General features: G+C 66.4%; 23 protein-coding genes. 12 read left to right on the top strand and 11 right to left on the bottom strand.

Annotated elements, in window-relative coordinates; all coding sequences use genetic code 11:
• Positions 1 to 89: 89 nt before the first annotated feature.
• The 4 genes from C7I84_RS25820 to C7I84_RS25835 all read right to left on the bottom strand — a co-directional run bounded on the left by C7I84_RS25820 (position 90) and on the right by C7I84_RS25835 (position 5,652).
• Positions 90 to 3,560 (bottom strand): indolepyruvate ferredoxin oxidoreductase family protein, encoded by a 3,471-nt coding sequence (locus tag C7I84_RS25820; protein ID WP_106775101.1) that lies wholly within the window; start codon positions 3,558 to 3,560, stop codon positions 90 to 92.
• Positions 3,561 to 3,687: 127 nt separating this feature from the next.
• A complete protein-coding gene (locus C7I84_RS25825; RefSeq protein WP_245428612.1) occupies positions 3,688 to 4,386 on the bottom strand; it encodes a class I SAM-dependent methyltransferase in 699 nt (232 codons plus the stop codon).
• Between the two features lie 122 nt (positions 4,387 to 4,508).
• The gene (locus C7I84_RS25830) at positions 4,509 to 5,054 is read right to left on the bottom strand and encodes a hypothetical protein (protein WP_106775102.1); all 546 of its coding nucleotides are present in this window, start codon (positions 5,052 to 5,054) and stop codon (positions 4,509 to 4,511) included.
• On the bottom strand, positions 5,047 to 5,652 hold the full coding sequence (locus tag C7I84_RS25835) for a CGNR zinc finger domain-containing protein (protein ID WP_106775103.1): 606 nt from the start codon (positions 5,650 to 5,652) through the stop codon (positions 5,047 to 5,049). The genes C7I84_RS25830 and C7I84_RS25835 overlap by 8 nt, the downstream gene beginning before the upstream one ends.
• Before the next feature lie 89 nt (positions 5,653 to 5,741).
• On the opposite strand from C7I84_RS25835, the gene C7I84_RS25840 reads away from it, so the two are divergent.
• From C7I84_RS25840 to C7I84_RS25855, 4 genes are all read left to right on the top strand, one after another.
• Positions 5,742 to 6,644 (top strand): branched-chain amino acid ABC transporter permease, encoded by a 903-nt coding sequence (locus tag C7I84_RS25840; protein ID WP_106775104.1) that lies wholly within the window; start codon positions 5,742 to 5,744, stop codon positions 6,642 to 6,644.
• Positions 6,645 to 6,862: 218 nt separating this feature from the next.
• Positions 6,863 to 7,447 (top strand): TRAP transporter small permease subunit, encoded by a 585-nt coding sequence (locus tag C7I84_RS25845; RefSeq protein WP_106775105.1) that lies wholly within the window; start codon positions 6,863 to 6,865, stop codon positions 7,445 to 7,447.
• Positions 7,444 to 9,252, top strand: a complete 1,809-nt coding sequence (locus tag C7I84_RS25850) for a TRAP transporter large permease (RefSeq protein ID WP_106775106.1) — start codon at positions 7,444 to 7,446, stop codon at positions 9,250 to 9,252. The genes C7I84_RS25845 and C7I84_RS25850 overlap by 4 nt, the downstream gene beginning before the upstream one ends.
• Before the next feature lie 132 nt (positions 9,253 to 9,384).
• Positions 9,385 to 10,416, top strand: coding sequence for a zinc-dependent alcohol dehydrogenase family protein (locus C7I84_RS25855; protein WP_106775107.1), 1,032 nt, complete (start codon positions 9,385 to 9,387; stop codon positions 10,414 to 10,416).
• A 196-nt stretch (positions 10,417 to 10,612) separates the two neighbouring features.
• Here C7I84_RS25855 and C7I84_RS25860 read toward each other — a convergent pair whose 3' ends face one another.
• Positions 10,613 to 11,722, bottom strand: coding sequence for a TRAP transporter substrate-binding protein (locus C7I84_RS25860; protein WP_106775108.1), 1,110 nt, complete (start codon positions 11,720 to 11,722; stop codon positions 10,613 to 10,615).
• 198 nt (positions 11,723 to 11,920) lie between these two features.
• Complete coding sequence (locus tag C7I84_RS25865; protein ID WP_106775109.1) at positions 11,921 to 13,027, bottom strand: TRAP transporter substrate-binding protein; 1,107 nt, start codon at positions 13,025 to 13,027, stop codon at positions 11,921 to 11,923.
• Positions 13,028 to 13,313: 286 nt separating this feature from the next.
• Here C7I84_RS25865 and C7I84_RS25870 point away from each other — a divergent pair, with 286 nt between their 5' ends.
• From C7I84_RS25870 to C7I84_RS25890, 5 genes are all read left to right on the top strand, one after another.
• Entirely contained in the window at positions 13,314 to 13,985 is a 672-nt protein-coding gene (locus C7I84_RS25870; RefSeq protein WP_106775110.1) for a response regulator transcription factor, read from the top strand.
• Entirely contained in the window at positions 13,982 to 15,313 is a 1,332-nt protein-coding gene (locus C7I84_RS25875) for a sensor histidine kinase (protein WP_106775111.1), read from the top strand. Before C7I84_RS25870 ends, C7I84_RS25875 begins: the two co-directional genes overlap by 4 nt.
• Positions 15,314 to 15,498: 185 nt before the next feature.
• Positions 15,499 to 16,344: a DUF3313 domain-containing protein gene (locus C7I84_RS25880; protein WP_106775112.1), complete on the top strand. Its 846-nt coding sequence runs from the start codon at positions 15,499 to 15,501 to the stop codon at positions 16,342 to 16,344.
• 103 nt (positions 16,345 to 16,447) lie between these two features.
• Positions 16,448 to 17,050 (top strand): methyltransferase family protein, encoded by a 603-nt coding sequence (locus tag C7I84_RS25885; protein WP_106775113.1) that lies wholly within the window; start codon positions 16,448 to 16,450, stop codon positions 17,048 to 17,050.
• Positions 17,051 to 17,228: 178 nt separating this feature from the next.
• Positions 17,229 to 18,002 carry a gamma-glutamyl-gamma-aminobutyrate hydrolase family protein gene (locus tag C7I84_RS25890; protein WP_106775114.1) on the top strand — a complete coding sequence of 258 codons (774 nt, stop codon included), beginning with the start codon at positions 17,229 to 17,231 and terminating at the stop codon, positions 18,000 to 18,002.
• 182 nt (positions 18,003 to 18,184) lie between these two features.
• Here C7I84_RS25890 and C7I84_RS25895 read toward each other — a convergent pair whose 3' ends face one another.
• The 4 genes from C7I84_RS25895 to C7I84_RS25910 all read right to left on the bottom strand — a co-directional run bounded on the left by C7I84_RS25895 (position 18,185) and on the right by C7I84_RS25910 (position 21,853).
• Entirely contained in the window at positions 18,185 to 19,159 is a 975-nt protein-coding gene (locus C7I84_RS25895; protein ID WP_106775115.1) for a 2-hydroxyacid dehydrogenase, read from the bottom strand.
• A gap of 46 nt (positions 19,160 to 19,205) precedes the next feature.
• Positions 19,206 to 20,225, bottom strand: coding sequence for a LacI family DNA-binding transcriptional regulator (locus C7I84_RS25900; RefSeq protein ID WP_106775116.1), 1,020 nt, complete (start codon positions 20,223 to 20,225; stop codon positions 19,206 to 19,208).
• A gap of 87 nt (positions 20,226 to 20,312) precedes the next feature.
• Positions 20,313 to 21,254 (bottom strand): DMT family transporter, encoded by a 942-nt coding sequence (locus tag C7I84_RS25905; RefSeq protein ID WP_425351402.1) that lies wholly within the window; start codon positions 21,252 to 21,254, stop codon positions 20,313 to 20,315.
• Between the two features lie 128 nt (positions 21,255 to 21,382).
• The gene (locus C7I84_RS25910) at positions 21,383 to 21,853 is read right to left on the bottom strand and encodes a MarR family winged helix-turn-helix transcriptional regulator (RefSeq protein ID WP_106775117.1); all 471 of its coding nucleotides are present in this window, start codon (positions 21,851 to 21,853) and stop codon (positions 21,383 to 21,385) included.
• A 256-nt stretch (positions 21,854 to 22,109) separates the two neighbouring features.
• Between C7I84_RS25910 and C7I84_RS25915 the strand changes: the two genes are divergently transcribed.
• From C7I84_RS25915 to C7I84_RS25925, 3 genes are all read left to right on the top strand, one after another.
• Positions 22,110 to 23,195, top strand: a complete 1,086-nt coding sequence (locus C7I84_RS25915; RefSeq protein ID WP_106775118.1) for a CobW family GTP-binding protein — start codon at positions 22,110 to 22,112, stop codon at positions 23,193 to 23,195.
• Between the two features lie 314 nt (positions 23,196 to 23,509).
• Complete coding sequence (locus C7I84_RS25920; RefSeq protein ID WP_106775119.1) at positions 23,510 to 24,484, top strand: WD40 repeat domain-containing protein; 975 nt, start codon at positions 23,510 to 23,512, stop codon at positions 24,482 to 24,484.
• Between the two features lie 137 nt (positions 24,485 to 24,621).
• Positions 24,622 to 25,461 (top strand): alkaline phosphatase family protein, encoded by an 840-nt coding sequence (locus C7I84_RS25925; protein ID WP_106775138.1) that lies wholly within the window; start codon positions 24,622 to 24,624, stop codon positions 25,459 to 25,461.
• On the opposite strand, the gene C7I84_RS25930 is transcribed toward C7I84_RS25925, so the two are convergent.
• Positions 25,462 to 26,406 carry a cation diffusion facilitator family transporter gene (locus C7I84_RS25930; RefSeq protein WP_106775120.1) on the bottom strand — a complete coding sequence of 315 codons (945 nt, stop codon included), beginning with the start codon at positions 26,404 to 26,406 and terminating at the stop codon, positions 25,462 to 25,464.
• Positions 26,407 to 26,489: the final 83 nt, after the last annotated feature.

The following is a 26,489-nucleotide window of genomic DNA, read 5'->3' on the forward strand; positions in this document are numbered from 1 at the left end:
CCTTAGGCGCGGCCCGAGAGACGGAAAAATGAAGGCTGGCCATCGTCATGACGGCTCCCTTTCGAAAGGCGGTGGAAGAGCGTCCTTTTCTACTCAGCGGCGCGCGCCACCGGCTCCGGCTCCGCAGCGGAAAGGCGGGCAAGCAGGCGCTCGCGCTCGGCATCGGCCCTGGCAACGCTCGCCTGCTTGACATGCCCATAGCCCCGGATGAGCTGTGGTAGCGAAGCAAGCGCCGTCGCCGCTTCCATGCGATGCGGCTCGAGCAGGCCCATGATGTGGTCGAGGTCGCCTTCGTAGCGGCGGAGCAGACCCCGCTCCATGCGCCGCTCGGCGGTGCGGGAGAACGGGTCCAGCACGGTGCCGCGCAGGCGCCGCATCGCCGAAAGCACTTTGAAGCCGCTCATCATCCAGCCGGGGAAGCGGGATTTGCGCGGCTTGCCTTCAGCGTCGCGGCGGCCGAGGGCGGGCGGGGCAAGGTGGAACTCAAGCCGCTCGTAGCTCTGGAACTCGCGCGAAAGCTGCTGCCGGAACGAGCCATCCGTATAGAGGCGCGCCACCTCGTATTCGTCCTTGACCGCCATCAGCTTGAACAGGTTGCGGGCGACCGCTTCGGTCAGGCGCGTGGAGGCCGGAACCGCGCGGCTTTCTGCCGCGTGCACGGCGGCGACCCGGTTGCGATAGCGCCGCGCATAGGCGGCGTCCTGGTAGGCGGCCAGGAAGTCGGCACGCCGCGCGATGACCTCGTCCAGCGACTGGGCGACGGGAACCGGGCTCGACGCGTCCGCCTCGCCGACCAGCTGGCGGAGGAATTGCGGGTCATGGGCGGCGCGGCGGCCCCAGCGGAAGGCAGCGACATTCATGGCGACGGCCTCGCCGTTGAGCCCGATCGCCCGCTCGATCGCCTCCGCCGACAGCGGCAGCGCGCCAAGCTGGAAGCTCACGCCGAGCAGGAGCATGTTGGCCGCGATCGAATTGCCGAACAACACGGCGGCCGTGCGGGAAGCGTCGAAGAAATGCGTCCTGTCCTCGCCCGCCGCCTTGCGGATCGCCCGCTTCAGCCGCTCTGTCGGCAGCGAGAAATCGGCGCTGCGGGCAAAGTCGCCGGGCATCACCTCGGCCGTGTTTGCGACGAAGACGGTGTGGCCCTCGCGCACTGCGGCGAGCACCTTGCGCGAGCCCGAGACGACGAGGTCGCAGCCGAGCACCAGGTCTGCCTTGCCCGCCGAGACGCGGATCGCATGGATGTCGTCCGGCGTCGCGGCGATGCGTACATGCGTGTAGACCGCTCCGCCCTTCTGGGCGAGGCCGGCCATGTCGATCATGCCGCAGCCCTTGCCTTCCAGATGCGCGGCCATGCCGAGGATGGCGCCGATGGTCACGACGCCCGTGCCGCCGACGCCGTCGACCACCGCCGACCAGCCGGCACCGCCGAGCGGAAAGGATTTCGGCGCCGGCACGCCGTCCAGCGGATCGGCAGCCCCCGCCAGTCCCGGCGCCTTCCTGATCTTCGCCCCATGCACGGTCACGAAGGAGGGGCAAAAACCGTTGACGCAGGAAAAATCCTTGTTGCAGCTCGACTGGTCGATGCGCCGCTTGCGGCCGAACTCGGTGTCCAGCGGCTGCACCGAGACGCAGTTCGACTTGACTCCGCAGTCGCCGCAGCCCTCGCAGACCAGCTCGTTGATGATCACCCGCCGGTCGGGATCGGGAAAGGTGCCGCGCTTGCGCCGTCGCCGCTTCTCGGCCGCGCAGGTCTGGTCGTAGATCAGCACCGATACGCCTTTGACCTCGCGCAGCTCGCGTTGCACGAGGTCGAGATCGTCGCGGTGGTGCACCGTTGTGCCGGAAGGGAAACGAGCGGTATATTTGTCCGGCTCGTCGCTGACGACGGCGATCCGCTCGATGCCTTCCGCCCGCACCTGGTCGGCGATGGCATGGACGGTGATCCCGCCCTCGTGCGGCTGGCCGCCGGTCATGGCGACGGCGTCGTTGTAGAGGATCTTGTAGGTGATGTTGGCGCCGGCGGCCTTGGCGTAGCGCAGCGCCAGGCTGCCGGAATGGTTGTAGGTACCGTCGCCGAGATTCTGGAAGATGTGATCTCTGGTGGTGAACGGCGCCTGGCCGACCCACTGCGCGCCCTCGCCGCCCATCGCGGTGAAGCCGAAGGTCGAGCGGTCCATCCACAGCGCCATGAAATGGCAGCCGATGCCGGCCGAGGCGATCGAACCTTCCGGCACCTTGGTCGAGCTGTTGTGCGGGCAGCCGGAGCAGAAATAGGGCGTGCGCTGGCCGATGTCCTGCGTCTGCGCAAGCATGGCCTGGAACTGCCTGAGCCGCGTGACCCGCGCGGAAATCTCCTCCGACGGGCCGATGCCGCGCAGGATGCGCTCGCCGATGGCGATGGCGATGTCGTTGGGGTCGAGCGCGCCCGTGGCCGGAAACAGGCCGTCGCCGCGCTCGTCGCGCTTGCCGACGATATCGGGCTGGTGGGCGGTGCCGTAGAGTGCTTCCTTGAGCTGCACCTCGATCAGCGCCCGCTTCTCCTCGACCACCACGACGGTTTCCAACCCATCGACGAACTCTGCGACGTGCTGCAGGTCGAGCGGCCATGGGGCGCCGACCTTGAACAGGCGGATGCCGAGCCGGTCGGCCTCGGCTTCGCCGATGCCGAGATCGTCCAGCGCCTGGCGTACGTCGAGATAGCTCTTGCCGACCGTGATGATGCCGAGTTTTGCGCTGCGCCCGCCGGAATAGACGATGCGGTTGATGCCGTTGGCGCGGATGAAGGCGGCGGCGGCGGCGCGCTTGTATTCATGCAGCCGCACCTCCTGGCCGAGCTGGTCGAGCTCGTTGCGGATGTTGAGGCCGCCGAGGGGCATATCGAACGGCGGCAGCGCGATCTGCAGCCGCTCCAGCGCCGAATCGACGGAGGCCGTCGATTCGATATTGTCCTTCACGCATTTGATCGCCGTCCAGGTGCCGGCGAAGCGCGACAGCGCATAACCGTAGAGGCCGTAGTCGATCAGCTCCTGCACGCCGGCCGGGTTGAGGATCGGCATCATCATGTCGACGAACAGGAATTCGGTGGCGTGCGCGTTGGTCGAGGATTCGGCCATGTGGTCGTCACCCATCAGCGCCAGCACGCCGCCGTGCCGCGAGCTGCCGGCGAGATTGGCGTGGCGGAACACGTCGCCGGAGCGGTCGACGCCCGGTCCCTTGCCGTACCAGAGCCCGAAGACGCCGTCGTGCCGGCCTTCGCCGGTGAGCTCGGCCTGCTGCGAGCCCCAGACAGCGGTAGCGGCGAGCTCCTCGTTGAGGCCGGGCTCGAACACGACGCCGGAGCGGCCGAGCTGCTCACGCGCCCTCCAGAGCTGCATGTCGAGCCCGCCAAGCGGTGAGCCGCGATAGCCGGAAACGAAGCCGGCGGTGTCCAGTCCGGCCCGCCGGTCGCGCTCGCGCTGCATCAGGAGCATGCGCACGATCGCCTGGGCGCCGGAGAGGAAGACGCGCTCCTTCGACAGATCGAACTTGTCGTCGAGCGCGACGTCGTGGAGGGTCATGCGCAAATGCCTGTTCGGGTCCTGGCCTCGAACAGGCCGGCCCCTTGGGTTCGTCGCGGCGGACTCTTTCGCTCCTTGAACGCCGCGTCAAACAAATTTGCATGTACGGCCGGTAACATAGGGATGACTAGCCCGTCGCAGACCCCGCCGGTGTCTCGGGAAGACGATAGACGGATATGTGGGAGCGCGATTCGGCGGTGAATTCTGATCTTGTCCAGTCCGCGTGCCTGCCTTCCAGCTCGAACCCGGCCAACTGAGCCATGAGGTCGAGCTCCGCCGGCCAGATGTAGCGGTGAGGCGAGCGGAACAATCGGGCCTGCTTGCCCGCGTCGAACCGGAAATGGTGCGACACCACCTGCTGGCGAAGAAGGTCGTAGGTGTCCAGGCCGATATAGCCGTCATCCGCCTGCCAGACGACCGCCTGCTGGCCCGGCGGCAGCTTTCGCAGCTCAGGCACCCACAGCTCGATCACGAAGCGGCCGCCGGGCGCGAGATGGCGGGCCGCGTTGCGGAAGCAGGCGACCTGCTCGGCCTGCGTCAGCAGGTTCGATAGCGTGTTGAAGACGAGGTAGACGAGGCTGAATCTTCCCGGGACGATAGCGGTGGCCATGTCGCCCTGGACGACGGGGATGGTCGCCTCGTCGGCCTTCGCCCGCAGCCGGGCAATCATCGGTCCCGACAGCTCGATGCCGGCAACCGCAATTCCCCGTTCGCACAGAGGCACGGCCACGCGGCCGGTGCCGATCGCGAATTCGAGCGCCCGGCCGCCGCCGGCGAGCCCCGTCAGGCGATCCACAGCCGGCTCCAGCACGTCGGGCGCGAACATGCCGGTGCCCGGCGTGTCGTAGTTTTCGGCCGCCTCTTCGTCCCAGATGTCCTGACGATGCATGCCGCGGACTATGTGGCCGGACGGGACCGGCTGTCCAGCGGACCGTCTCGGCGCCATGGTCAATCCGCCTTGCCGCCGGCTTTTCCGGGGCATGAGAGTTTCTCGACGTCGGGCAGCTTGCCGTCGGCATGGCCGGCGAGTTCGGGATTGGGCGTGTAGAGCGGACCGACCACCAGCGGCCGGTCCGGCAGCTCCGTCTGGTCCTGCGACGAGGTGATCGACGTCTCGATCGCTTGCACCTGCCGGCCTTGCGCATCCTCGATGCGGATCGTGATCCCGTACGGCCTGCCCTTGACGATGCAGCGCAGGGGCGGCGTGGTGACGGTCGTCTTCGCCATTGCCGGCCAGATCTTCTGGCGCACCTCGATCGGCGCGCCGCCGGTCGGATCCTCGAAGGAGGCGATCGCCACCTGACCATCCTCGACCGGGCCAACGGGCTTCAGGTTGACGAGGAAAGTGGCCGTGGCGACACGGTAGTTGAAGACGACGAGCTTGCCGTCGAGCGCGAAGCGGTCGCCATCGCTGCCGGAATCGCGGCAGGCTGCCGTAGCGAGGCTAGCCGCCACCAGCACGGCGATCCGCAGAAGGCTGCCCGGATCAGGCATGACCGTTGTCCTCGACCCTGCGGCGGCGATAGTGGCGCTGCGCCTTGCGGCGGTTGCCGCACACCGCCATGTCGCACCACAAGCGGCTGCGGTTGCGGCTCCCGTCGACGAACAGCCAGCGGCAGTTGGCGCAGATGCGGATGCGCGACAGCCGCGCCGGCTGCAGCAGCGACAGCGCCGACACCGCCAGCGCAGCCTCGAAGGCGAGCGGCGTCTGCACAGCGCGAAAGGGGCGGTCCGTCGCGTCGAACCGTTCCCCTAGGCTGCCGAGGCCGGCGGCGCAGGCGACCAGCAAAGCCGCAAGCTCGGCCGCAGCAATCGATCCTTCTTGCGCCGCGCTCCGGAACAGCCGGTCCGTCGCCTCACGGATCGACAGCACTTTCGGCGCGATGTTCCTTGCGTCTTCCACGATCAGCCGGCGGCCGTCGAGCTCTTCCGACCGGTGGAGCGAAGCGGCCTCGGCGAAGCGTGCGATCTCCGCGACATCGGCGAAGCGGTCGAACGAGCGGACGGGATCGCCGCGCAGCACCACCGTATTGGCCGCATCGAGCGCCAGCACGCCGCCGGAAAAACGATGCGGTGTCCAGGAAACGGTCATTCCTCGTACTCTAACTGGTAAAAGCCGTTTGACAAGTTAGATCGGCGGCCGCAGGTTTCCGCAATGGCAGGTCACGCCGGGACGGCTCCATGCTCTACTTCCTGCAACAATTGCTCAACGGCCTGCATATCGGCGCCATCTACGCGCTGCTCGCCTTCGGCTATGCGCTGATCAACGGCGTCCTGCACCGCACCAATCTTGCCCATGGCGCCATCTTCGGCTTTGCCGGCCAGGTGACGATCCTGGCGGCGGTGTTCGGCTGGCAGGTGCTGTGGCTGGCCCTGCCGGCGACACTCGCCTTGGGCGTAGCGGTGGCGCTGGTCTACGGCGCCTTCGTCTCAGCCCTGCTCGGCCGCCATGTGCTGCTGCCGCTGGCACGCCTGGCGCCGAACGCCATCGTCGTCGCCACGCTCGGTGCCGCTCTGGCGCTCATGGAGGCCGGGCGGATCGCCGCGGAGACGCGGGACTTCTGGCTGCCGCCTCTGTTGACCGGAGCCGTCGTCTTCGCCGCCGCCGGCGATTTCCGCGTCACCCTGACAGCCATGCAGATCGTCAACTGCGCGGTCGCGGCGGTCACTCTCGTCCTGGCTTCGCGCTGGCTGGCCGTCAGCCGGTACGGCCGGGAGTGGCGTGCCGTCGCCGACGATCCGGCCGCCGCGGCGCTCTGCGCCGTCGACACGGGACAGGTCTTCATCCGCACCGTCGTCATCGGCGGGCTCGCCGCCAGCCTCGCGGGCATCCTCGCGGTGCTCTACTACGGCAATATCGGCTTCGGCGCCGGCCTCGTCTTCGGCCTCAAGGTGCTGTTCGTCACGGCGATCGGCGGCTTCCTCTCGCCGCTGCGCGCCGCAGCCGGCGCCGCCTGCTTCGGCATCGCCGAGTCGGTGTGGTCGGGCTATTTTCCGATCGAGTGGCGGGACGGCTGGATGCTGGCCCTGCTCTGCGCGCTTCTGGTGCTGCGGCCGGAGCGCGCCCGCGACGCGCGCGTCTGATTCGACCGGCGGCACCCGGACAGGGTTTCGCCCGGCATTAGACATTCGTCGAATGCCGGCACACGACGGCGCGGTTCCGCAACGTCACCTGGTACAATCTCCGACCCGGTCTGCACCAGCCGAGTTGACGCACGCCGCGCTCGTGTCCTACCGATGCTGCATCGGTTCGCCGAAAGAAACCGGGTGAACACGGCGGATCGCTGATCGGGAGGAACATGATGGGAGGGCTGCTCGCTCTTGCGAGAGGCGTTGATCGCCTCAACGAATTCATCGGGAAATGGGTCGCCTGGCTGATCCTGGTGTCGATCCTGATCAGCGCCGGCAACGCGGTGATCCGCAAGGCGTTCAACATCTCGTCCAACGCCTGGCTCGAATTGCAGTGGTACCTGTTCGGCGCAGCCTTCCTGCTCGCCGCCGCCTATACGCTGAAACAGAACGAGCACATCCGCATCGACATCGTCTACGGCATGTTCTCGCGCCGCGTGCAGCACTGGATCGACCTGTTCGGCCACGTCTTTTTCCTGATGCCGTTCGTCATCCTGATGATCGTCTACTTCATTCCTTACGTTTCGCTGTCCTTCCGCAGCGGCGAGGTCTCGACCAATGCCGGCGGCCTGATCATCTGGCCGGCCAAGTCGATGCTCCTGATCGGTTTCTTCCTGCTCGGCCTTCAGGGCGTGTCGGAGATCATCAAAAAGATCGCGGTGATGCGCGGCGACATGGATGATCCCACTCCTTTCATCTCCGTGCATGAGCAGGCCGAGCTCGAGGCCAAGGCGCTGGCCGAGGAGGTGCGCTCGTGATCGAGTTCATCGCCCAGAACATGGCGCCGATCATGTTCTTCTCGCTGATCGTCTTCCTCCTGCTCGGCTATCCCGTCGCCTTTTCGCTGGCGGCCAACGGCCTGCTGTTCTTCTTCATCGGCGTCGAGCTGGCGCCATATTCCAACAACAGCATCAACCTGTCGTGGCCGCTTCTCTACGCGCTGCCCGAGCGTTTCTGGGGCGTCATGTCGAACGAGACGCTCCTGGCCATCCCGTTCTTCACCTTCATGGGCATCGTGCTCGAACGATCGGGCATGGCCGAGGACCTGCTCGACACCATCGGCCAGCTGTTCGGGCCGATCCGCGGCGGCCTTGCCTATGCGGTCATCTTCGTCGGCGCGCTGCTTGCCGCCACCACCGGCGTGGTCGCCGCCTCGGTCATCGCCATGGGGCTGATCTCGCTGCCGATCATGCTGCGCTACGGCTATGACCGGCGGGTCGCCTCCGGCGTGATCGCGGCATCCGGCACGCTGGCGCAGATCATCCCGCCGTCCCTGGTGCTGATCGTGCTTGCCGACCAGCTCGGCCGCTCGGTCGGCGACATGTATGCCGGCGCGATCATCCCCGGCCTGGTGCTGACCGGCCTCTACATGGGCTACATCTTCATCATGTCGCTGCTGCGGCCGAAGGCGATGCCGGCCCTGCCGCTCGAGGCGCGCACGCTCGGCCACGGCGTCACCTCGCTGGCGGTAGCGCTGGCCGTGGCGGCCGCGATCGCCTATGCCGCGCACGTCTATCTCACGCCGACGCAGGGCAGCAATGCCGACATTCTCGGCGCCACCGTCGGCGTCATCGTCATCTACGTGGTGGCGATCGCCGACAGGAGCTTCAACATCAACATGATGTCGAAGCTGGCGCAGCAGGTCATCATCGTGCTGATCCCGCCGCTGGCGCTGATCTTCCTGGTGCTCGGCACCATCTTCCTCGGCATCGCCACCCCGACCGAGGGCGGCGCGATGGGCGCGGTCGGCGCGCTGGTCATGGCCGCCGTGAAAGGCCGGCTGTCGCTCGACGTGATCCGGCAGGCGCTCGCCTCGACGACGCGGCTTTCCAGCTTCGTGCTGTTCATCCTGATCGGTGCGCGGGTCTTCTCGCTCACCTTCTACGGCGTCAACGGCCATCTCTGGGTCGAACACCTGCTGGTATCGCTACCGGGCGGCGAAATCGGCTTCCTGATCGCCGTTAACGTGCTGGTCTTCCTGCTGGCGTTCTTCCTCGACTTCTTCGAGCTCGCCTTCATCATCGTGCCGCTGCTGGTGCCCGCAGCCAACGCGCTCGGCATCGACCTGATCTGGTTCGGCGTGCTGCTCGGCGTCAACATGCAGACGAGCTTCATGCATCCGCCCTTCGGCTTCGCGCTGTTCTACCTGCGCTCGGTGGCGGCGCGTGTGCCTTATCTCGATCGTATCACGGGGAAAAGCATCCAGCCGGTGACCACCGGCCAGATCTATTGGGGCGCGGTACCCTTCGTCTGCATCCAGATCATCATGGTGGCGCTGGTGATCGCATTCCCGCAGATGGTCATGCACTACAAGGGCACGGTGGTCGATCCGGCCGATGTCGAGATCGTGCTGCCGCCGATGGGCGGCGGCCAGCCCGGATTGCCGGGACTCGGCCAGCCGGGCCTGGATGGCTCGCCGCCTTTGGGGACGAATCCGGCGGCGCCGGCCCAGCCCGCGCCGTCGGCGACGGACCTGTCGCAGCCGCCGAGCTTCGGCAGCGAGCCGCCCGCCCAGCCGACGGCGCCAGCCACCGACCTGTCGAAGCCGCCAAGCTTCAACTGATGCCTGATGGCCGCTATGATCGACCTCCCGCCCGCTTCGGGCCCTTGGGTCATCTCCCTCCGGGAGGTACCGGACGAAGCGAGGCGGGTAAGCGACCGAACGGCAAAGGAACGCCGATATGAGGCTGGGGCGATGAAGGCGGTCAGGCTGGAGGCCATCGGCGTGCTCGCCACGCGCGACATTGCCAAGCCGGTTCCCGGCCCGGACGACCTGCTGGTGCGGGTCGAAGCCTGTGGAATATGCGGCACGGACCGCCACCTCTTCCGTGGCGAGTTCCCATCGAAGCCGCCGGTGACCCTGGGCCACGAATTCTCCGGCATCGTCGAGGCGGTGGGCAGCGGGGTGAGCGGCTTCGCCGTCGGCGACCGCATCACCGGCGACCCCAACATCGCCTGCGGCAGGTGCCCGCACTGCCAGAACGGACGCGTCAATCTCTGCCGAAGCCTGCAGGCGATCGGCATCCACCGCGACGGCGGCCTCGCAGATTACGTGATCGTGCCGCAGAAGCAGGCGTTCGCGTTGCCCGCCAGCCTCGCGCCGACGCACGGCGCCTTCTGCGAGCCGCTGGCCTGCTGCCTGCACGGCATCGACATCGCGGCCATCAAGGCGGGTTCCTCCGTCGTCGTGCTCGGCGGCGGCGTCATCGGCCTGCTCGTCGTCCAGCTCGCACGCCTGGCTGGCGCCTCGACGGTGATCCTGTCGACCCGCCAGGCGTCCAAGCGCGCGCTTGCCGAGGAGCTCGGCGCCACGGCGACGGTCGACCCGTCCGCCTCCGACGTGATCGGGCAGGTGGCAGGCCCGGACGGTCTGGTGCCGGGCGGGGTCGACGTGGTGATCGAATGCGCCGGCGTGCGCGACACGGTCGAACAGGCGCCGCGGCTTGTCCGCGCCGGCGGCACGGTGGTGATCCTCGGCGTCATGCCGCAGGGCGAAAAGGTCGAGATCGAGCCGTTCGATCTGCTGTTCCGCGAACTGCGGGTGCTCGGCTCCTTCATCAATCCGTTCGTGCACCGGCGCGCCGCCGAGTTGATCGCCTCCGGCACGATCAAGGTCGAGAAGCTCGTTTCGAGGCAGGTGAGCCTCGACGAGGCCCCGCAGGTCATCGCCAACCCGCCGGGGCCGGGCGAGGTCAAGGTGCTGGTGGTGCCATCGGGTACTCGCTGAAGCGCAGAGGGCTTGCCGGAACCGGCGGTCGATGACGCGCGCCCGAAGCACGTCTCCCGAAAGTGCGCAGCGGGTCCGCTATGAAGACACGCGCAAATTCAACAACCTACAGCACGTCGCATGAATCGTTTTTTCACGCGACGCGCGGTAGGCGACGGGGAAGGCGTGTGCACACCCTCCCCATTCGCAGCGATCGCTACAGCTTGCCGGCCCGCTGCTGCAGCATCATGAAGGTGTCGAAGGTGTATTCCGACACCTGCGCCCATACATAGGCGTCGCGGCGGAACGCTGTCTGGCTGTCGTATATCTTCTTGAAGGCGGCGTTGGCGGCCGAGAGTTCGGCATAGGTGGCGTTCGCCGCCTCGAAGCAGGCGGACAGCACCTCCGGGCTGAACGGGCGCAGTTGCGCACCGTTAGCGACCAAGCGCTTGAGCGCCGCCGGATTCTTCTGGTCGTAGCTCGCCATCATGTCGCAATTCGCCGCCTGGCAGGCCGATTTCAGCGCCGCCTGGTAGAACTTCGGCAGCTCGTTCCATTTGGCGAGATTGACCAGCGTGTGCAGCGTCGGACCGCCCTCCCACCAGCCGGGATAGTAGTAGAACGGCGCGACCTTCTGGAAGCCGAGCTTTTCGTCGTCATAGGGTCCGACCCATTCGGCCGCGTCGATCGTGCCCTTCTCCAGTGCCGGGTAGATGTCGCCGCCGGCGATCTGCTGCGGCACCAGGCCGAGCCGTTCCAGCACCTTGCCGCCGAAGCCGCCGATCCGCATCTTCAAACCCTTGAGATCGGCGACCGACTTGATCTCCTTGCGATACCAGCCGCCCATCTGCGCCCCGGTGTTGCCGCTGGCCAGTCCGTAGAGGCCCTGCGTCGCGTAGAACTCGTTGAGGAGATCGCTGCCGCCGCCATAGTAGAGCCAGGCGTTCATCTGCCGGTCGTTGAACATGAACGGCACTGCCGTGGCCAGCGCATAGGTCGGGTCCTTGCCCCAGTAATAGTAGGAGGCGGTGTGGCAGCACTCGACCGTGCCCGCCGCCGCGGCGTCGGCCGCCTGGAGGCCGGGCACAAGCTCGCCCGCCGCGAAGACCTGGATATCGAAATTGCCATCCGTCGATTCCCGCACGTAGTCGGCCATGGTCTGCGCCGCGCCGAAGATCGTGTCGAGTGCCTTCGGGAACGAGGACGTGCACCGCCACGAAAGCTTCGGCATGGACTGCGCGATGGCCGGTGCGGCCAGCGTCACGGCCGCCGCGGCGGCACCGGCGCCGGACAGGCCGGCCTTGGCAATGAAAGAACGACGATCCATCGGCTTCCTCCCTGATCTGGACCAACGAAGCGCCGGATGGCTTGATTCTCATGTCGCTCAGACGGCGCTGGACCCATGATGCATGACCGCTGGCCCAAGTCCAGATGAAGAGGTCTCGCGGCAGATGAAACCGAAAAACCGAAGGCCCCGAAGATGGTGTCTCCGGGGCCTCTTCTTCACTCGGAAGATTCTGGAGCGCTACAACTTCGAATTGCGCTGCTGGATCATCATAAAGGTGTCGTAGTTGTATTCCGCCACCTGCGCCCAGAGGAAATGTTCCTTGCGGAAGCCCTTGATGGATTCCCAGATCTTCTTGAAGGTCGGGTTGGAGGCTTCCATCTCGGCATAGACCTCGTTGGCGGCGTCGAAGCAGGCGGCCAGGATCTCGGGGCTGAACGGCCGCAACTGCGCGCCGTTGGCGACCAGCTGCTTGACCGCCGTCGGGTTCAGGTAGTCGTATTTCTGCAGCATGTTGGCGTCGGTCGCCTGCGCCGCCGTGCGGACCAGCGACTTGTAGGCGGCCGGCAGCTCCTCGTATTTTGCCTTGTTGAAGATCAGGTGCACGGTCGGGCCGCCTTCCCACCAGCCGGGATAGTAGTAGAACGGCGCAACCTTCTGGAAGCCGAGCTTCTCGTCGTCGTAGGGGCCGACCCATTCGGCGGCGTCGATGGTGCCCTTCTCCAGCGCCGGGTAGATGTCGCCGCCGGCGATCTGCTGCGGCACCACGCCGAGCTTCTCGACCACCTTGCCGGCGAAGCCGCCGATGCGCATCTTCAGGCCCTTGAGATCGGCGACCGTGTTGATCTCCTTGCGGAACCAGCCGCCCATCTGCACGCCGGTGTTGCCGCCGGGCAGGCCGAACAACCCCTGGGTACCAAGGAATTCGTTGAACAGATCGATGCCGCCGCCGTGATACTGCCAGGCGTTCATGCCGCGCGCGTTGAGCGCGAAGGGAACGGCGGCGCCCAGCGCCCAGGTCGGGTCCTTGCCCCAGTAGTAGTAGGCGACGGTGTGGCTGGCCTCGACGGTTCCCGCGGCGGTCGCATCAGCGGCCTGCAGGCCGGGCACGATCTCGCCGGCGGCGAAGACCTGCACGGTGAAGTTGCCGTCGGTGGCCTCCGACAGCATCTTCGAAAAGACTTCGGCGCCGCCATAGATGGTGTCGAGCGACTTGGGGAAGGACGACGCGAGCCGCCAGGTTATTTTCGGATTGGACTGTGCGATTGCCGGTGCTGCGAGTGCCGTCGCGGCGGCTGCCCCGACACCGGCGACTCCGGCTTTCCTGATGAATGAACGGCGATCCATGAAAATCCTCCCGTCTGGACCGATTGCGGCATGCCCTTGGGGAAGCTGTTGATTTTCCTCAAGGGAAGACGCTGGCACAATACACGGCAGCTTGTTCGAGTCCAGCGCGCGGCAAGATCGAACCAGCCGGCGCAGCGACAAAAACAAAGGAGCCGCCGACGCATGCGACTATAGTCTTAGCGGCCGTGCGACGGTTGGAGAGGCGCGCGCGGATTCTGCCGCGCTTCCGCAATGCTGCCGCAATGTTTGTGGCCGAGAGGGGAATGCGAAAACAGGCGCCGGACGCATGCGCATATTGCTGGTTGAGGACGAGAAGCAGATGGCCGAAGCGCTTTCGGCGGCGCTGGGCAGGCAAGGCATCGTCATCGATCACACCCCGCTGCTCGCCGATGCCGTCGAGCTGACGCGGCAGAACGTCTACGATGCGATCCTGCTCGACCGGCGCCTGCCCGACGGCGAGGGGCTGACCTTCATTCCGCAACTGCGACGTGCGGGCATCGACACGCCGGTCGTCGTCCTGACCGCCCACAACGAGCCGATGGAACGCGTCGAGGGCCTCGACATCGGTGCCGACGACTATCTGGGCAAACCGTTCCTCGTCGAGGAGCTGATGGCACGGCTGCGCGCCGTGCTGCGGCGGCGGGCGAGCCTCGCCGAGCCGCGGATCACGGTCGGCAGGATGGAGATCGATCCGCTGCATATGAGCGTGAGCGTCGGCGCGGTGCCTCTCGACCTGCCGCGGCGGGAGCTCCTGGTCCTATCGGCGCTTGCCAAGCGGCACGGCAGGACCGTTCTTCGGTCCGTGCTGGAAGCGGCGGTCTACAATTACGAGGAAGAGATCCAGTCCAACGCGCTCGACGCGCATATCTCGCGGCTGCGCAGGCGGTTGCTGGATGCCGGGGCCGGCGTGACCATCCACGGCATCAGGGGCGTCGGCTATCTCCTGAAGGAAGAATGATGGGCGCCAGCAACACCTCGCTCCGGTGGAAACTGAGCTGGCAGCTCAGTCTCGTCTTCACGGCCGTGGTCGCAGCCGTCGCCCTCGGGCTTTGCTACTATGCGACCTTGATCCGCTCGCCCAACGTGGCGCTTGAAGACAGGGTCGGACCGGCGATCGTCGAAGCCATCATGCGTGATGCCGAGGGCCGGTTCGAGATCCGTGATACGCCTTTGCTCGCGTCGATCAGGGAGCATAACCCCGACCTCTGGTTCGTCGCCGCGACCATTGACGGCGCGACCGCATCCTACGGCGATGTCCCGGCGGCTTATGCCGGGCTCATCAGCCAGATACATCTTGTCAAGGATGCCGATATCCGCGGTCCCGGCGGCAGCGGCGAAGTCGTATCCATCGACGACGTCGAGACGGCGCTTGGCGAGGTCCGCTTCATGATCGGCGGCAGCTCCGGCCACGACTGGCCGTACCTGACGATCCTGCGCCGCATGTATCTGATTTACGTGCCGCTGGTGGCCATGGCTCTTCCTGCCATCTTCGTCGCCGTGCCCCATATCGTGCGAGGCGCCCTATCCGGGTTGAGCGACGTCGTTCGAAAGGCGCCGGAGATCGATCCGCGCCGGCCCGGATCGCGCCTTCCGGTCGAGAACGTGCCGAAGGAGGTCGTGCCGCTGGTGGTCGCCTTCAATGCCGTGCTCGAGCGCCTCGAACGTCAGTTCCAGGCACGGCAGCGCTTCCTGGTCGACGCCGCGCACGAGCTGCGGACGCCGATCGCCATCATGCAGACGCGGATCGACGGCATGGTTGAAGGCGAGGAGCGCCGGCGCCTGCTCGACGACGTCGCGCGGCTGGGCGCGACGGCCGAGCAACTGCTCGATTTCGAGCGCAGCGGCCATGCGACCGATCTCCATGAGACGGTCGATCTCGTCGAAATGGCGCGGACTGTCGTCGCCGATATGGCGCCGCTGGCGATCGCCGCCGGCTACGAGATTTCCTTCGGGAGCGAGGTCGACCGGCTTGTGCGCCAGGGCAGCCCCTCGGCCCTGCCGCGGGCGCTCGGTAATCTGGTAAGCAACGCCATCGACCATGGCGGCAATGCCGGCGTGATCTCGGTCTCGGTTTCGGCCGCCGGGGAGATCGCCGTGGCCGACCAGGGCAAGGGAATCGCCGCGGACCTCCAGCATCTGGTGTTCGAGCCGTTCTACCGGGTCACGCCCCGCAGCAAGGGAGCCGGCCTGGGGCTCACCCTGGTGAAGCAGATCGTGTCGAACCATCGCGGCCGGGTCACCCTCGACAGCAGCCCGGCCGGAACGACGTTCACGATCCGGCTCTGAACCGGAGCCGGCTCCGAGTCGACCGACGACCTTTCAGCTCCGCTCATGATCGCGGTCCCCCGGGCGAGCCCGTAATGCTGCGGCAATGCTGATCGCGCACGGTCGCCGTCGTCACGATCCGCGACAACGATGCTCGCGAGCCAGATCGCTCTCCATGTGTTCCGTCATTTGCTGGATGAACCGAAATGCCGCTGCTTAGAACCGCCTTGCTGGCGTTGCCGATGACGCTGGCCATCGCCGGCTGCGCGTCGGTGCCCCTGAAGAAGGCCGGCACGCTTACGTCCTACAGCAATCTGGGCGTGCCCAAGGGGACGTTGTCCAAGGCTCGCCGGTTCGTGGACGCGCAAGGTCTGGCTGCGGTCAAGACCGTCAGCATCGTTCCGACAAGTTTTGCGTTCGGCACCTCGCCGCGCGTCAGGAGCAAGGATGATCTGGCTCTGGTGGCCAACGCGCTCGACCGTGCGATCTGCATCGCGCTCAGCGACAGGTACCACATGGTTCCCCTCGGCCAGCCCGCCGATCTGAAGGTTCGAGCCGTCGTCACCGACATCGTGCCGACCAACAAGGTCGTCGCCGGCGTTTCGACGGCGGTGACCCTGGCGAGCGGCGCCTTCATGCCGCCCGAGGTGCCGGTCAGCGTGCCGCGCCTTCCGATCGGTCTTGGCGGGCTGGCCGTCGAAGCGGAGGCGGTGGACAGCTCCGGCGTCCAGCGCGCTGCCATTATCTGGGCGCGCGGCGCGAACTCGATCCAGAACAAGCCCCGCGTCTCGGAGGTCGGCGACGCCTACGGTCTGGCCTCGACCTTCGGCAACGATTTCTCGCGCATGCTGATCACCGGCAAGGAGCCCAAGGGGCTGCAGCTTACGCTGCCGTCCGGCCAGCGGATCAAATCCATGGTCGGAGGCAAGCACAAATACGCCGCCTGCGAGACTTTCGGCCGATCCCCCGGCATTCCGGGAATGGTGGCCGGCAAGTTCGGCGCGCCGCCGCAATGGACGGACAAGCGCCCGAAACCGGCGGCGCTGTACTGACGGGGATCGGACCCCGGGGGCCGGCGTGCCTAATGGCCCTCCTCGTTCGGGGATCCTTGCAAGTCCAGTGGTCTTCGTATCGAACACAATCAGGAGCAGGCGCATGTCGCTTTCCGGGTTTCAACACGCTCGGCGCGTTGTCATAGCATTGTTGCTGGCTTTCAGCTTTTGCATGCTTCTGTTCGTCGGTGCGGTGGGAAGCCCTGAGCGTCGCAACGACATCGAGATGGTCGGCGTTGCATTGATCGTGATCGGGATTGTCGGCCGGCTCTGGTGTACCCTCTACATAGGTGACAGAAAGGCGGCCGAGCTTGTCGTCCATGGGCCTTACTCCGTCAGTCGCAACCCGCTCTATTTTTTCTCGAGCATCGCTGCCGCTGGCGTCGGCGCCCAAACCGGCAGCATCACACTGTCCTTCCTGTTTTTCGTAGCTTCGACGATGATCTTCCGCATCGTCATTCTGCGGGAGGAACGGTATCTGCAGGATGCTTTCGGTGCCGCCTATTCGGCCTACACCGCCGACGTTCCCCGCTTCTGGCCGTGGCCTGCGCGCTATCGCGATGTGCCTGCCTTGAGCGTGTCGACAGGCTGCATCTACGGCACGTTCAGGGATGGGCTCATCTTCTTCGTTGCCATGCCAGCATTCGGGCTTGCCGAATATCTTCAGGCGACGGGAGCGATCCCGGTGCTCGCAAGGCTATTTTAGAGACGGATCGCAAAAAGCAGGACATGCGGGTGGAAGCGGCGTGCGCGTTACGGTCGATCCGGTCACCATGACAAGGTCTTGTCGCGCACGCCGCCGTATCCAAGGCTGTTCCGCGCCTTGGCAAGCATACCGCCTTCGCCTATTTTACGGCCGCATCGCGTCATCACGAAAGCCGAAAATGCGCCAGCCGCTCGTTGCCGTCTCCACCGACGTCCGCCAGTTCGACAACTACTTCTGGCATGCCGCCCCGCAGCAATATCTCGAGGCGGCGATCGTCGGCGCCGGGGTGCTGCCGGTCCTGGTCCCCTCCTTCGGCGACAGGCTCGATCTCGATAGCCTGCTCGCCTCGGTCGACGGCGTGATGGTCACCGGCTCGAAGTCGAACGTGCATCCCTCGCTTTATGGCGGCGATGCCAGCGAGGCGAACGGCCCATACGACCCGGCGCGCGACGCCACCACCCTGCCGCTGATCCGCAAGGCGATCGAGCAGGGCGTGCCGCTGCTCGCCATCTGCCGCGGCATCCAGGAGCTGAACGTCGCGCTGGGGGGCACGCTCGCCACCGAATTGCAGGAGCGCGAAGGCTCGCTCGACCACCGCGCCCCGGTGAGCGACAACCAGGACGAACGCTTCGCCATCCGCCAGAACGTGTCGATCAAGCCGGGAAGCTGCCTTGCCGGCGTGTTCGGCGCCGGCGACATCATGGTGAATTCCGTGCACCGCCAGGGCATCGAGCGCCTCGGTACGCGGCTGCAGGTCGAGGCAGTGGCGACCGATGGAACGGTCGAGGCTGTTTCCGTCAAGGACGCGCCGGCCTTCGCCGTCGGCGTGCAGTGGCACCCGGAATATTGGGTCCACAGCGACTCGGTTTCCGCGAAAATCTTCAAGGCTTTTGGCGATGCCGTGCGCGGCCACGCCGCGGCCCGGCTCGGGCTGCGCCCGGCGGCGGAATAGGTCGCCCGGAATTGGCTGCATGATCGACGGGCGTCCTTCGAGGCTCGCCCGTCGATGATCTTGCTTTTACAGCTGATGCCTTGCCGGCACGTCCTCCCTCATTCCTGAGGCGGGAGCCCGCAGAGCGATCGCAAGGTAGCCCGGACTTTCGCGGGCGAGCCTCGAAGGACGCACCGACAAGCTCAGCCTGCCTTCACATGCGCCGTCTCCGGCACGGCCGTGAGCGGGCGACCCTCGGCGAACCAGGAGACGAGATTGTCGACGACGAGGTCGGCCATCGCGTCGCGCGTATGCACCGAAGCCGAACCGACATGCGGCAGCAGCGTCGCGTTCGGCAGGTCGAGCAGCGCCTGCGGCACGTTCGGCTCGTCGGCGAAGACGTCGAGGCCGGCCGCCGCGATGGTGCCGTCGGCAAGCGCGCGGGCTAGCGCCTGCTCGTCGACCGTGCTGCCGCGGCCGATGTTGACGAAGACGCCGGCCGGGCCGAGCGCCTCCAGCACCTCGGCGTTCACCGCCCTGGCCGTCGAAACCGTGCCGGGCACCACCGCGATCAGCGTGTCCACCGCCCCGGCAAGACCCTTCAGCGTCGGGTGATAGGCATAACCGAGCCCCTCGACCGGGTTGCGGTTGTGATAGGCGATGGAAAGGCCGAGAGCCTCCAGCCGCCGGGCGATCGCCAGGCCGATGCGGCCCATGCCGAAGATGCCTGCCTTGCGGCCGCGCAGGGTGAGCGGCGTCAGGCGGTAATGCCCCTCGCTGATCCATCGGCCCTGGCGCAGCCAGTCTTCGGCGCGCGACAGCTCGCGCACCGTGTTGATCAGAAGGCCGAGCGCCGTGTCGGCGACCTCTTCGGTGAGCACGTCGGGCGTGTTGGTCACCATGACCTTGCGCGTCGCCGCGTGGCGGGCGTTAACCCCGTCATAGCCGACGCCGAAGCTGGCGATGATCTCCAGCTTCGGCAGGCTGTCGATGAGGGCCGCATCGATCGGGGCCATTGCGGCGATGCCGCGCACTTTCGCGCGCAGCTCCTCACTCAGCAGGGCCGGATCGCCGCGGTCGACCCGCACGACGCGGAAACGTTCGGCCAGCCTCGCCGGGATGCGCTTGTTCAATTCCCCGACGACGAGCACGGTCATCTCGGATAGCGGTTCGGACATGTCGATCTCCGGAAGCGTTTGGGCGGTTGAGGCGAAAGCGCGGCGCTCAGCGCTCGCGCGGGCGGCCGGTGGACTGGCGCACATGCAGCTCCGGCTTGATCAGCTCCTGCGAGGGGCGCACCTGCGTCCCGCTCAGCTTGTCGAGCAGGGCGCGTGCCGCGCGGCGGCCGACCTCGCGCTGGCCGTTCCACACCGTGGTCAGCGCCGGCGTGGCGATCGCCGCCTCCTCGAGGTCGTCATAGCCGGTGACGGAAATGTCGACGCCCGGCGTCAGCCCGGCGCGGGCGATGCCGTTCATCAGGCCGATGGCGACGAGGTCGTTCCAGCAGCAGGCGGCCGTCGGATGATCCTTCAGCGCCAGGAACTGGCCCGCCGCCTCGAAGCCGGCCTGCTTGGTGCGCGGCCCGGGAATGCGCCAGCCCGGCCGCACCTCCAGTCCCGCCGCCTCCATGGCGTTGAGATAGCCCTGATAGCGGTCGCGGCCCGTCGAGGTCTGGTCGGTGCCGCCGATCATCGAGATGCGGGTGTGGCCGAGCGAGATCAGGTGGTTGGTCGCAAGGGCGGTGCCGTATGCGTCGTCGCCGCGGAACACCGGCACGGCCGCGCCCTCGACGGTGCGGGCGATCAGCACCGCCGGCAGACCGTTCTCCTCGGCCATGAGGATGTCCTCCGGTGGCGTGCCGATCGCCGGCGACATGATCACGCCGTCGGCGCCGAGCTGCAGCAGCGTGTCGATGAAGGTCCGCTGCTTCTCGAGCTGGTCGTAGTGGTTGGACAGGATGAAGGTCTGGCGGCTGCGGTCGAGCTCGCTTTCGATCGAGCGCAGGATCTCGGCGAAGAACGGGTTCATGATGTCGTGCACGACGACGCCGACGATGCCAGAGCGCGACGTCCTCAGGCTCGCGGCGCGACGGTTGTAGATGTAGCCGATCGCCCGCGCATGATCCTTGATGCGGTCACGGGTCGAGTCGGCGACCAGCGGGCTGTCGCGCAACGCCAGCGACACGGTCGCCGTGGATACGCCGAGCGCGTCGGCGATTGTCGAAAGCTTGATCTTCTGGGCCAGCGCGCCCTCCCCGGCATGCCTGCAAGAACAGATTTAAACTGTTTAAAAATGCTTATGCCACCCTTTGCCGGCGTGGCAAAGCCTAAATCACAGCTTCTCGGCGAGATCGGCCGAGTCCTCGTTGGGTGCGGCGCGGTTCTTCAGCCTCAGGCGATGCTCGCGATGGATGATGTAGAGCCCGCCGGCCACGATGATGGCCGTGCCGGCCAGTGTCCAGCGATCCGGTAACTGTCCGAACACCAGGTAGCCGGACGCCACCATCCAGGCCATCTGCAGGTAGGGATAGGGCGCCAGCGCGCTGGTGGTGGCGAGCCGGTAGGCCTTGATCAGGAACCAGTGGCCGATGCCGCCGAAGACGCCGAGCAACAGCAGGATCAGGCCATGCCAGAGGCTCGGGGGCATCGAGGCGGAGAACGGGACGACCGGCGCCATCAGCACGGTCGGTGCCAGCGCCGAGTAGAAGATGAGGCTGGCCGGCGTCTCGCTTTCCGACATGCGTCGGGTCAGGATCACGTAGAAGCAGTAGCTGAGCGTCGAGCACAGCGCGAACACATGGCCGATGCCGAAGGCGCCGTAGCCGGGCCGGGTGATAACCAGCACGCCGACGAAGCCGGCGAGCACCGCCAGCCAGCGGCGCCAGCCTGCCCATTCGCCGAGCAGCGGCCCGGCAAGCGCGATGGTGATCATCGGCGCGGAGAAGTAGATCGCCGAGGTCTCGGCGAGTTGCAGCGTCAACAGCGCGGCGAAATTGAAGATCGTCGAACCGGCCAAGCAGAGCCCGCGCACCACCTGCAGCGGCAGGCTGGCGAACCGGAACACCGCCGGGTTGCTCCAGAACCGCAGCAGCAGAAGCGCCAGCACCGTATGCTCGGCGAAGCGCATCCAGGCGACGAACGGTGCCGACATTCCCGCCAGCACGAGATATTTCGCGCTGGTATCCAGGCCCGTGAACAGCAGTCCCGCCGCGAATACGTAGAGAATAGCCGCGGCCGGTGTGGCCGCTTCATGCTTGGAAGGAGATCGGTCCAACAGACATGCCGGTCAGGAAGGAAAGGTCAGCCGGTTGTGCGCCATGCCCTGCCATGGTGCAAGCATGAATGTGCCGCTGGTCAAGGCGTCTTGCCGCGGCTGGCCCAGCCCGGAGAGGGCAGGCGGTCTCAGTCCTCGACGACATCGTCCTCGTCGATCTCGGCGACGGCGAGGTCCGAGAGATTCGCCTCGATGCGGGACAGCAGCTTGGTCAGCGCCTTCTGATCCTTCTTGTCGAGGCCCTTCAGCGCCAGCTTCTCGGTCTTGCGCACGGATTTCTCGATGTCGCGGATCGCCTCGCGGCCGGTGCCGGTCAGGAAGATGTGCGCCTGCCGCGCATCCTTGTCGGACGCCCGCTTTTCCAGGAACCCTTGGCTTTGCAGACGGTTGATCGTCTTGGTGATGGTCGGCGGCCTGACCCCGATGCGCGTGGCGAGCTGCCCGGGCGTCTGGCCGTCCTCGCGGTCGAGCGCCAGCATGATCTGGTCCTGGCCGGCATAGAAGCCATGCGACAGCAATCTGGCCGCCAGCGCCGTGCGCGAGAGCCGCGCCGCCGAATGCAGACGGCCCATGGTGACGCTTCTGGTGGTTCTGGCCATTTTTCGCTCCCTCGACGAAATTGGTGACCTATTTTGGCAGGTATCCTGAGAAGCTGCCACGGCGATCCGCATAAGCTTTGCCGGCAACCGAAATTCGGCAGCTCGGCTAATGGCAGACCTTCTTTACAATTGCGTGACAGCGCGTCCGCTCCTGTCGAAAAAGGCAGCAGGCAAGCGGCGGCACCGAGCGGATTGAAGCGTGCAATCCGCCCGGCAGCGTCCTATATGGAGGCGACAAGAACCCCCGGGGCCTACCATGAGCGAAGCGCAAACCCAGATTCCCGTGACCGTGCTGACCGGCTATCTCGGCGCCGGCAAGACCACCCTGCTCAACCGCATCCTCTCCGAGAACCACGGCAAGCGCTATGCCGTGATCGTCAACGAATTCGGCGAAATCGGCATCGACAACGACCTCATCGTGGAATCCGACGAGGAAATCTACGAGATGAACAATGGCTGCGTCTGCTGCACGGTGCGCGGCGACCTGGTGCGCGTGGTCGAGGGCCTGATGCGCCGGCCGGGACGCTTCGACGCGATCGTGGTGGAGACCACCGGCCTCGCCGACCCGGTGCCTGTCGCCCAGACCTTCTTCATGGACGAGGACGTGCGCAGGAAAACCAGGCTCGATGCCGTCGTCGCGCTGGTCGATGCCAAGCACCTGCCGCTCAGGCTGAAGGATTCGCGCGAGGCCGAGGACCAGATCGCCTTCGCCGACGTGGTCGTGCTCAACAAGACCGACCTGGTGGCGCCCGAGGAGCTGCGCGAGGTGGAGGCGGCGATCCGCGCCATCAATCCCGGTGCCCGCATCCACCGCACGACCCGCGCCGGCGTCGACCTCGGCGAGGTGCTGGACCGCGGCGCCTTCGACCTGAAGCGGGCGCTCGACAACGACCCGCATTTCCTCGACGCACATGACCACGACCACGATCATGTCTGCGGGCCCGACTGCGACCACGATCATCATCACCATCAAGGCCACGATCATCACCACCACGATCACGACCGCCATCATCATGAGCATGGCGCGATGTCGCCGATCCACGACGTGACGGTGCAGTCGGTGTCGCTGCGCGGCGGCGAGATGGATTCGAAGAAGTTCTTCCCGTGGATCGAGAAGGTGACGCAGCTCGAGGGGCCGAATATCCTTCGGCTCAAGGGCATCATCGCCTTCAAGGACGATCCAGACCGCTACGTGCTGCAGGGCGTCCACATGATCATGGAAGGCGACCACCAGCGCGCCTGGAAGGATGGCGAGAAGCACGAGAGCAGGCTGGTCTTCATCGGCCGCAAGCTCGACGAGGAGCGGCTGAGGAAGAGCTTCGAGGCGTGTCAGGTGGCTTGACCGGCTGAGGCACGAACGCGGGCTATAGCTCGTAGCTCATGCCAGGCATGAGCTATAGAGAATATTTCTATAACTCATGCCTTGGAATTGGCAGCGGCCGATCGACGTTGTTTCGCTTATGAGCGACAGGCGCTGGAGCCTCTGCAGGACCTGACGGCCAAGGGAGCCCTGACGCGGCACACGCGCTACGAGTTGAATATCGAAAGGTGACGCATCAAAGGCGAATGCCGTGGCGTTGCAGCCGCAGGCAAAGCGATTGAGCATCGGCGGAGAACGCCGTAAGGGGTGGGCCCGCAACGCTTGCTGGATTTGCCATGCCCACAATCGCCCCTCTCGATCTCGACGGCCATTGCGTCGCCGCCGTCTTCCTCGCCGACATTCCGCATTTCGCGCTGGCCGACGGCACGGTCCATCGTCTCGATCACGGCCACAAGACGGTGCAGGCCAATGACGGGCTGCTCTGCGCGGCGCTCGACCTGACCGGCACGAAGCTGATCACCGGCGGCGAGGACGGAAAGGTGTTTGCCACCGGCGCCGACGGTACCGCCACGGTCGTCGCCGAGGCCGGCCGCAAATGGATCACCAGCGTCGCCGCCGGCCCGCAGGGGGCGCTCGCCTATGCCACCGGGCGCAGCGCCTGGGTGAAGCTGCCGGACGGCAAGCTGAAGGAGTTTTCGCACCCGCGCTCGGTCGAGGGCATCGCCTTCGCGCCGAAGGGCATGCGCATCGGCGTCGCCCGCTACAACGGTGCGACGCTGCATTTCCCGGCGACCGAGGGCAAGCCCACCGAGCTGGAATGGGCCGGCGCGCATACCGGCATCACCTTTTCGCCCGACGGCAATTTCCTCGTCACAACCATGCAGGAGAACGCCCTGCATGGCTGGAAGCTGGCCGACGGCAAGCACATGCGCATGTCCGGCTATCCGTCCAAGGTGAAATCGCTGTCCTGGGCCGCCAGGGGCAAATGGCTGGCGAGTTCCGGCGCGCCGGCGGCGATCGTCTGGCCGTTCCAGGCCAAGGACGGGCCGATGGGCAAGGCGCCGCTGGAGCTCGGCACGCGCGGCAACACCATGGTCACCACGGTCGCCTGCCACCCCAGCGAAGACATCGCGGCGATCGGCTACGAGGACGGCATGGTGCTCGCCGTCCGCTTCGCCGACGCCAAGGAGGTGCTGCTGCGCCGCCCTGGCAAGGGCGCGATCACCGCGCTGATGTGGGACAAGGCCGAGCGCCGCCTCGTCTTCGGCTCGGAAGCCGGCGACTGCGGCGTCATCGACATTTCCGCCTGATCCTCCGGTTCGGTCCAGCAAACCCGATCGACTGAGGTCGCAAGGACGGGCGATCGCTTGACGGAGGAAGGCGGGCCGTTGACGCGCAACATTCCGCCTTTAAAGTCAGCGACTTGAAGAAGGGGGAGTCCGCCATGATGCCGCTGCGCTCAAAACTTCTCCTGATCATCCTCGACGGGCTGCCGTGGCGGAACTGGAAGCCGTTCATGGGCAATCTGGAAGGCTGGGCCCAGTCGGGCGAAGCGCGCAAATGGCGCATGCGTTCGGTGCTGCCGTCGACCTCCGCCTGCTGCTACGCCTCCATCCACACCGGCGTGCCGCCGCAGGTGCACGGCATAAGCTCGAACGAGTTCCGCAAGCGCGTCGAACAGCCCGACATCTTCTCGGAAGTCACCCGGGCGGGCGGCAGGACGGCCGCCGTGACCCATTCCTACTGGTCGGAGTTCTTCAACCGCTTCCCGTTCGATCCGGTGCGCGACATCGAGTATGACGACCAGGAAGGGCCGATCGGGCACGGCCGCTTCCACACCATGACCGGCTACAGCCACACAAACCAGATGACGCCGAGCGACGTTGACCTGTTCGCCACGCTCACCCGTCTCGCCGAGCGGTTTTCCATCGACTACGGCATCCTGCACACCTGCACGGTCGATTCGATGGGCCACCGCTACGGCCAGGACTGCGTCGAGATGGACAATGCGCTGTACGGGCTCGATGCGTCGCTGGCCGGCTTCCTGCCGCGCTGGCTTGCCTCGGGCTATGAGGTGATCGTCACCGCCGACCATGGGCAGACGCTGCGCGGGCATCACGGCGGCCACGACGACGAGATGCAGGACGTCGCGCTGTATTACTTCGGAGACGGACAGGGGTGGAACACGGACACGCTGCTCGACCAGCTCCAGCTCGCCCCGACCATCCTCACGCGGCTCGGCGTAGGGGTCCCGGAGACGATGACGGCGGAGCCCTTCCTCGACTGATCAGCCGGCCAGGCCGGCGCGCCGCGCCTGCCACGTGGCGGGCGTCTGCGGCTTGACGAACAGGCCGGCTATCTGCGGCAGCTTCGCGCGCACTGCACTTTCCAGCCGCAGCACGCAGGCCTCGATTTCCGGCGCGGTCGCCTTGTCCTCGAATTCGAGGCTGAGCCCCGCCACGACCTGCTCAGGACCGAGATGGACGGTGATCACTCCGTTGGCGCCGTGCACCGCGGGGTCGGCACGCGCCGTCGCCAGGATCGTCTCCTGCAGGACAGGGTCGGCCGCCTCGCCCATCAGCAGGCCCTTGCTCTCGCGTGCCAGGAAGATCGCGGTGAGCGCCAGCACGAGGCCGATGCCGACCGAAGCGGCGCCGTCGAGTTCGGGAATGTCGAAGACCTGCGAGGCGGTGATGCCGACGAGGGCGATCATCAGGCCGAGCAGCGCGGCGCTGTCCTCGAACAGCACGGTGAAGACGCTGGGATCCTTGCTGCGGCGGACAGCTTCCAGATAGCCCAGCCGGCCCTTGGTGACGCGGAACGCCTTCAGGGCGACCAGCCAGGAGAAGCCTTCGAACAGGATCGACAGGCCGAGCACGACATAGGTGACGGCGACGTTGCGGATCGGCTCGGGTTCGAGGATGTGCATGACGCCCTCGTAGAGGGACACCCCCGCGCCGAGCGCGAACACCAGCAGCGCGACGATGAAGCTCCAGAAATAGAGCTCGCGGCCGTGGCCGAAGGGATGCGTCCTGTCGGCCGGCCGCGCCGCGCGGTGCATGCCGAACAGCAGCAGGCCGCCATTGCCGGTGTCGACCAGCGAATGCACGCCTTCCGACAGCATGGCTGAACTGCCGGTGAAGAAGGCGGCGGCGAATTTTGTCGCCGCGATCATCAGATTGCCGGCGAGCGCCGCGTAGATGACGATTCTCGGACCCGAATGCGCGGCCATTCTCCACTCCGCCGTCTGTCTGCCTTCATGAACCGGGCAGACGGCGGATCGTTGCACGCAACGGGCGTCGCGATCGAGGCGAT

It is taken from the genome of Kumtagia ephedrae (genome assembly GCF_003012745.1).
GTDB classification, from domain to species: domain Bacteria; phylum Pseudomonadota; class Alphaproteobacteria; order Rhizobiales; family Rhizobiaceae; genus Kumtagia; species Kumtagia ephedrae.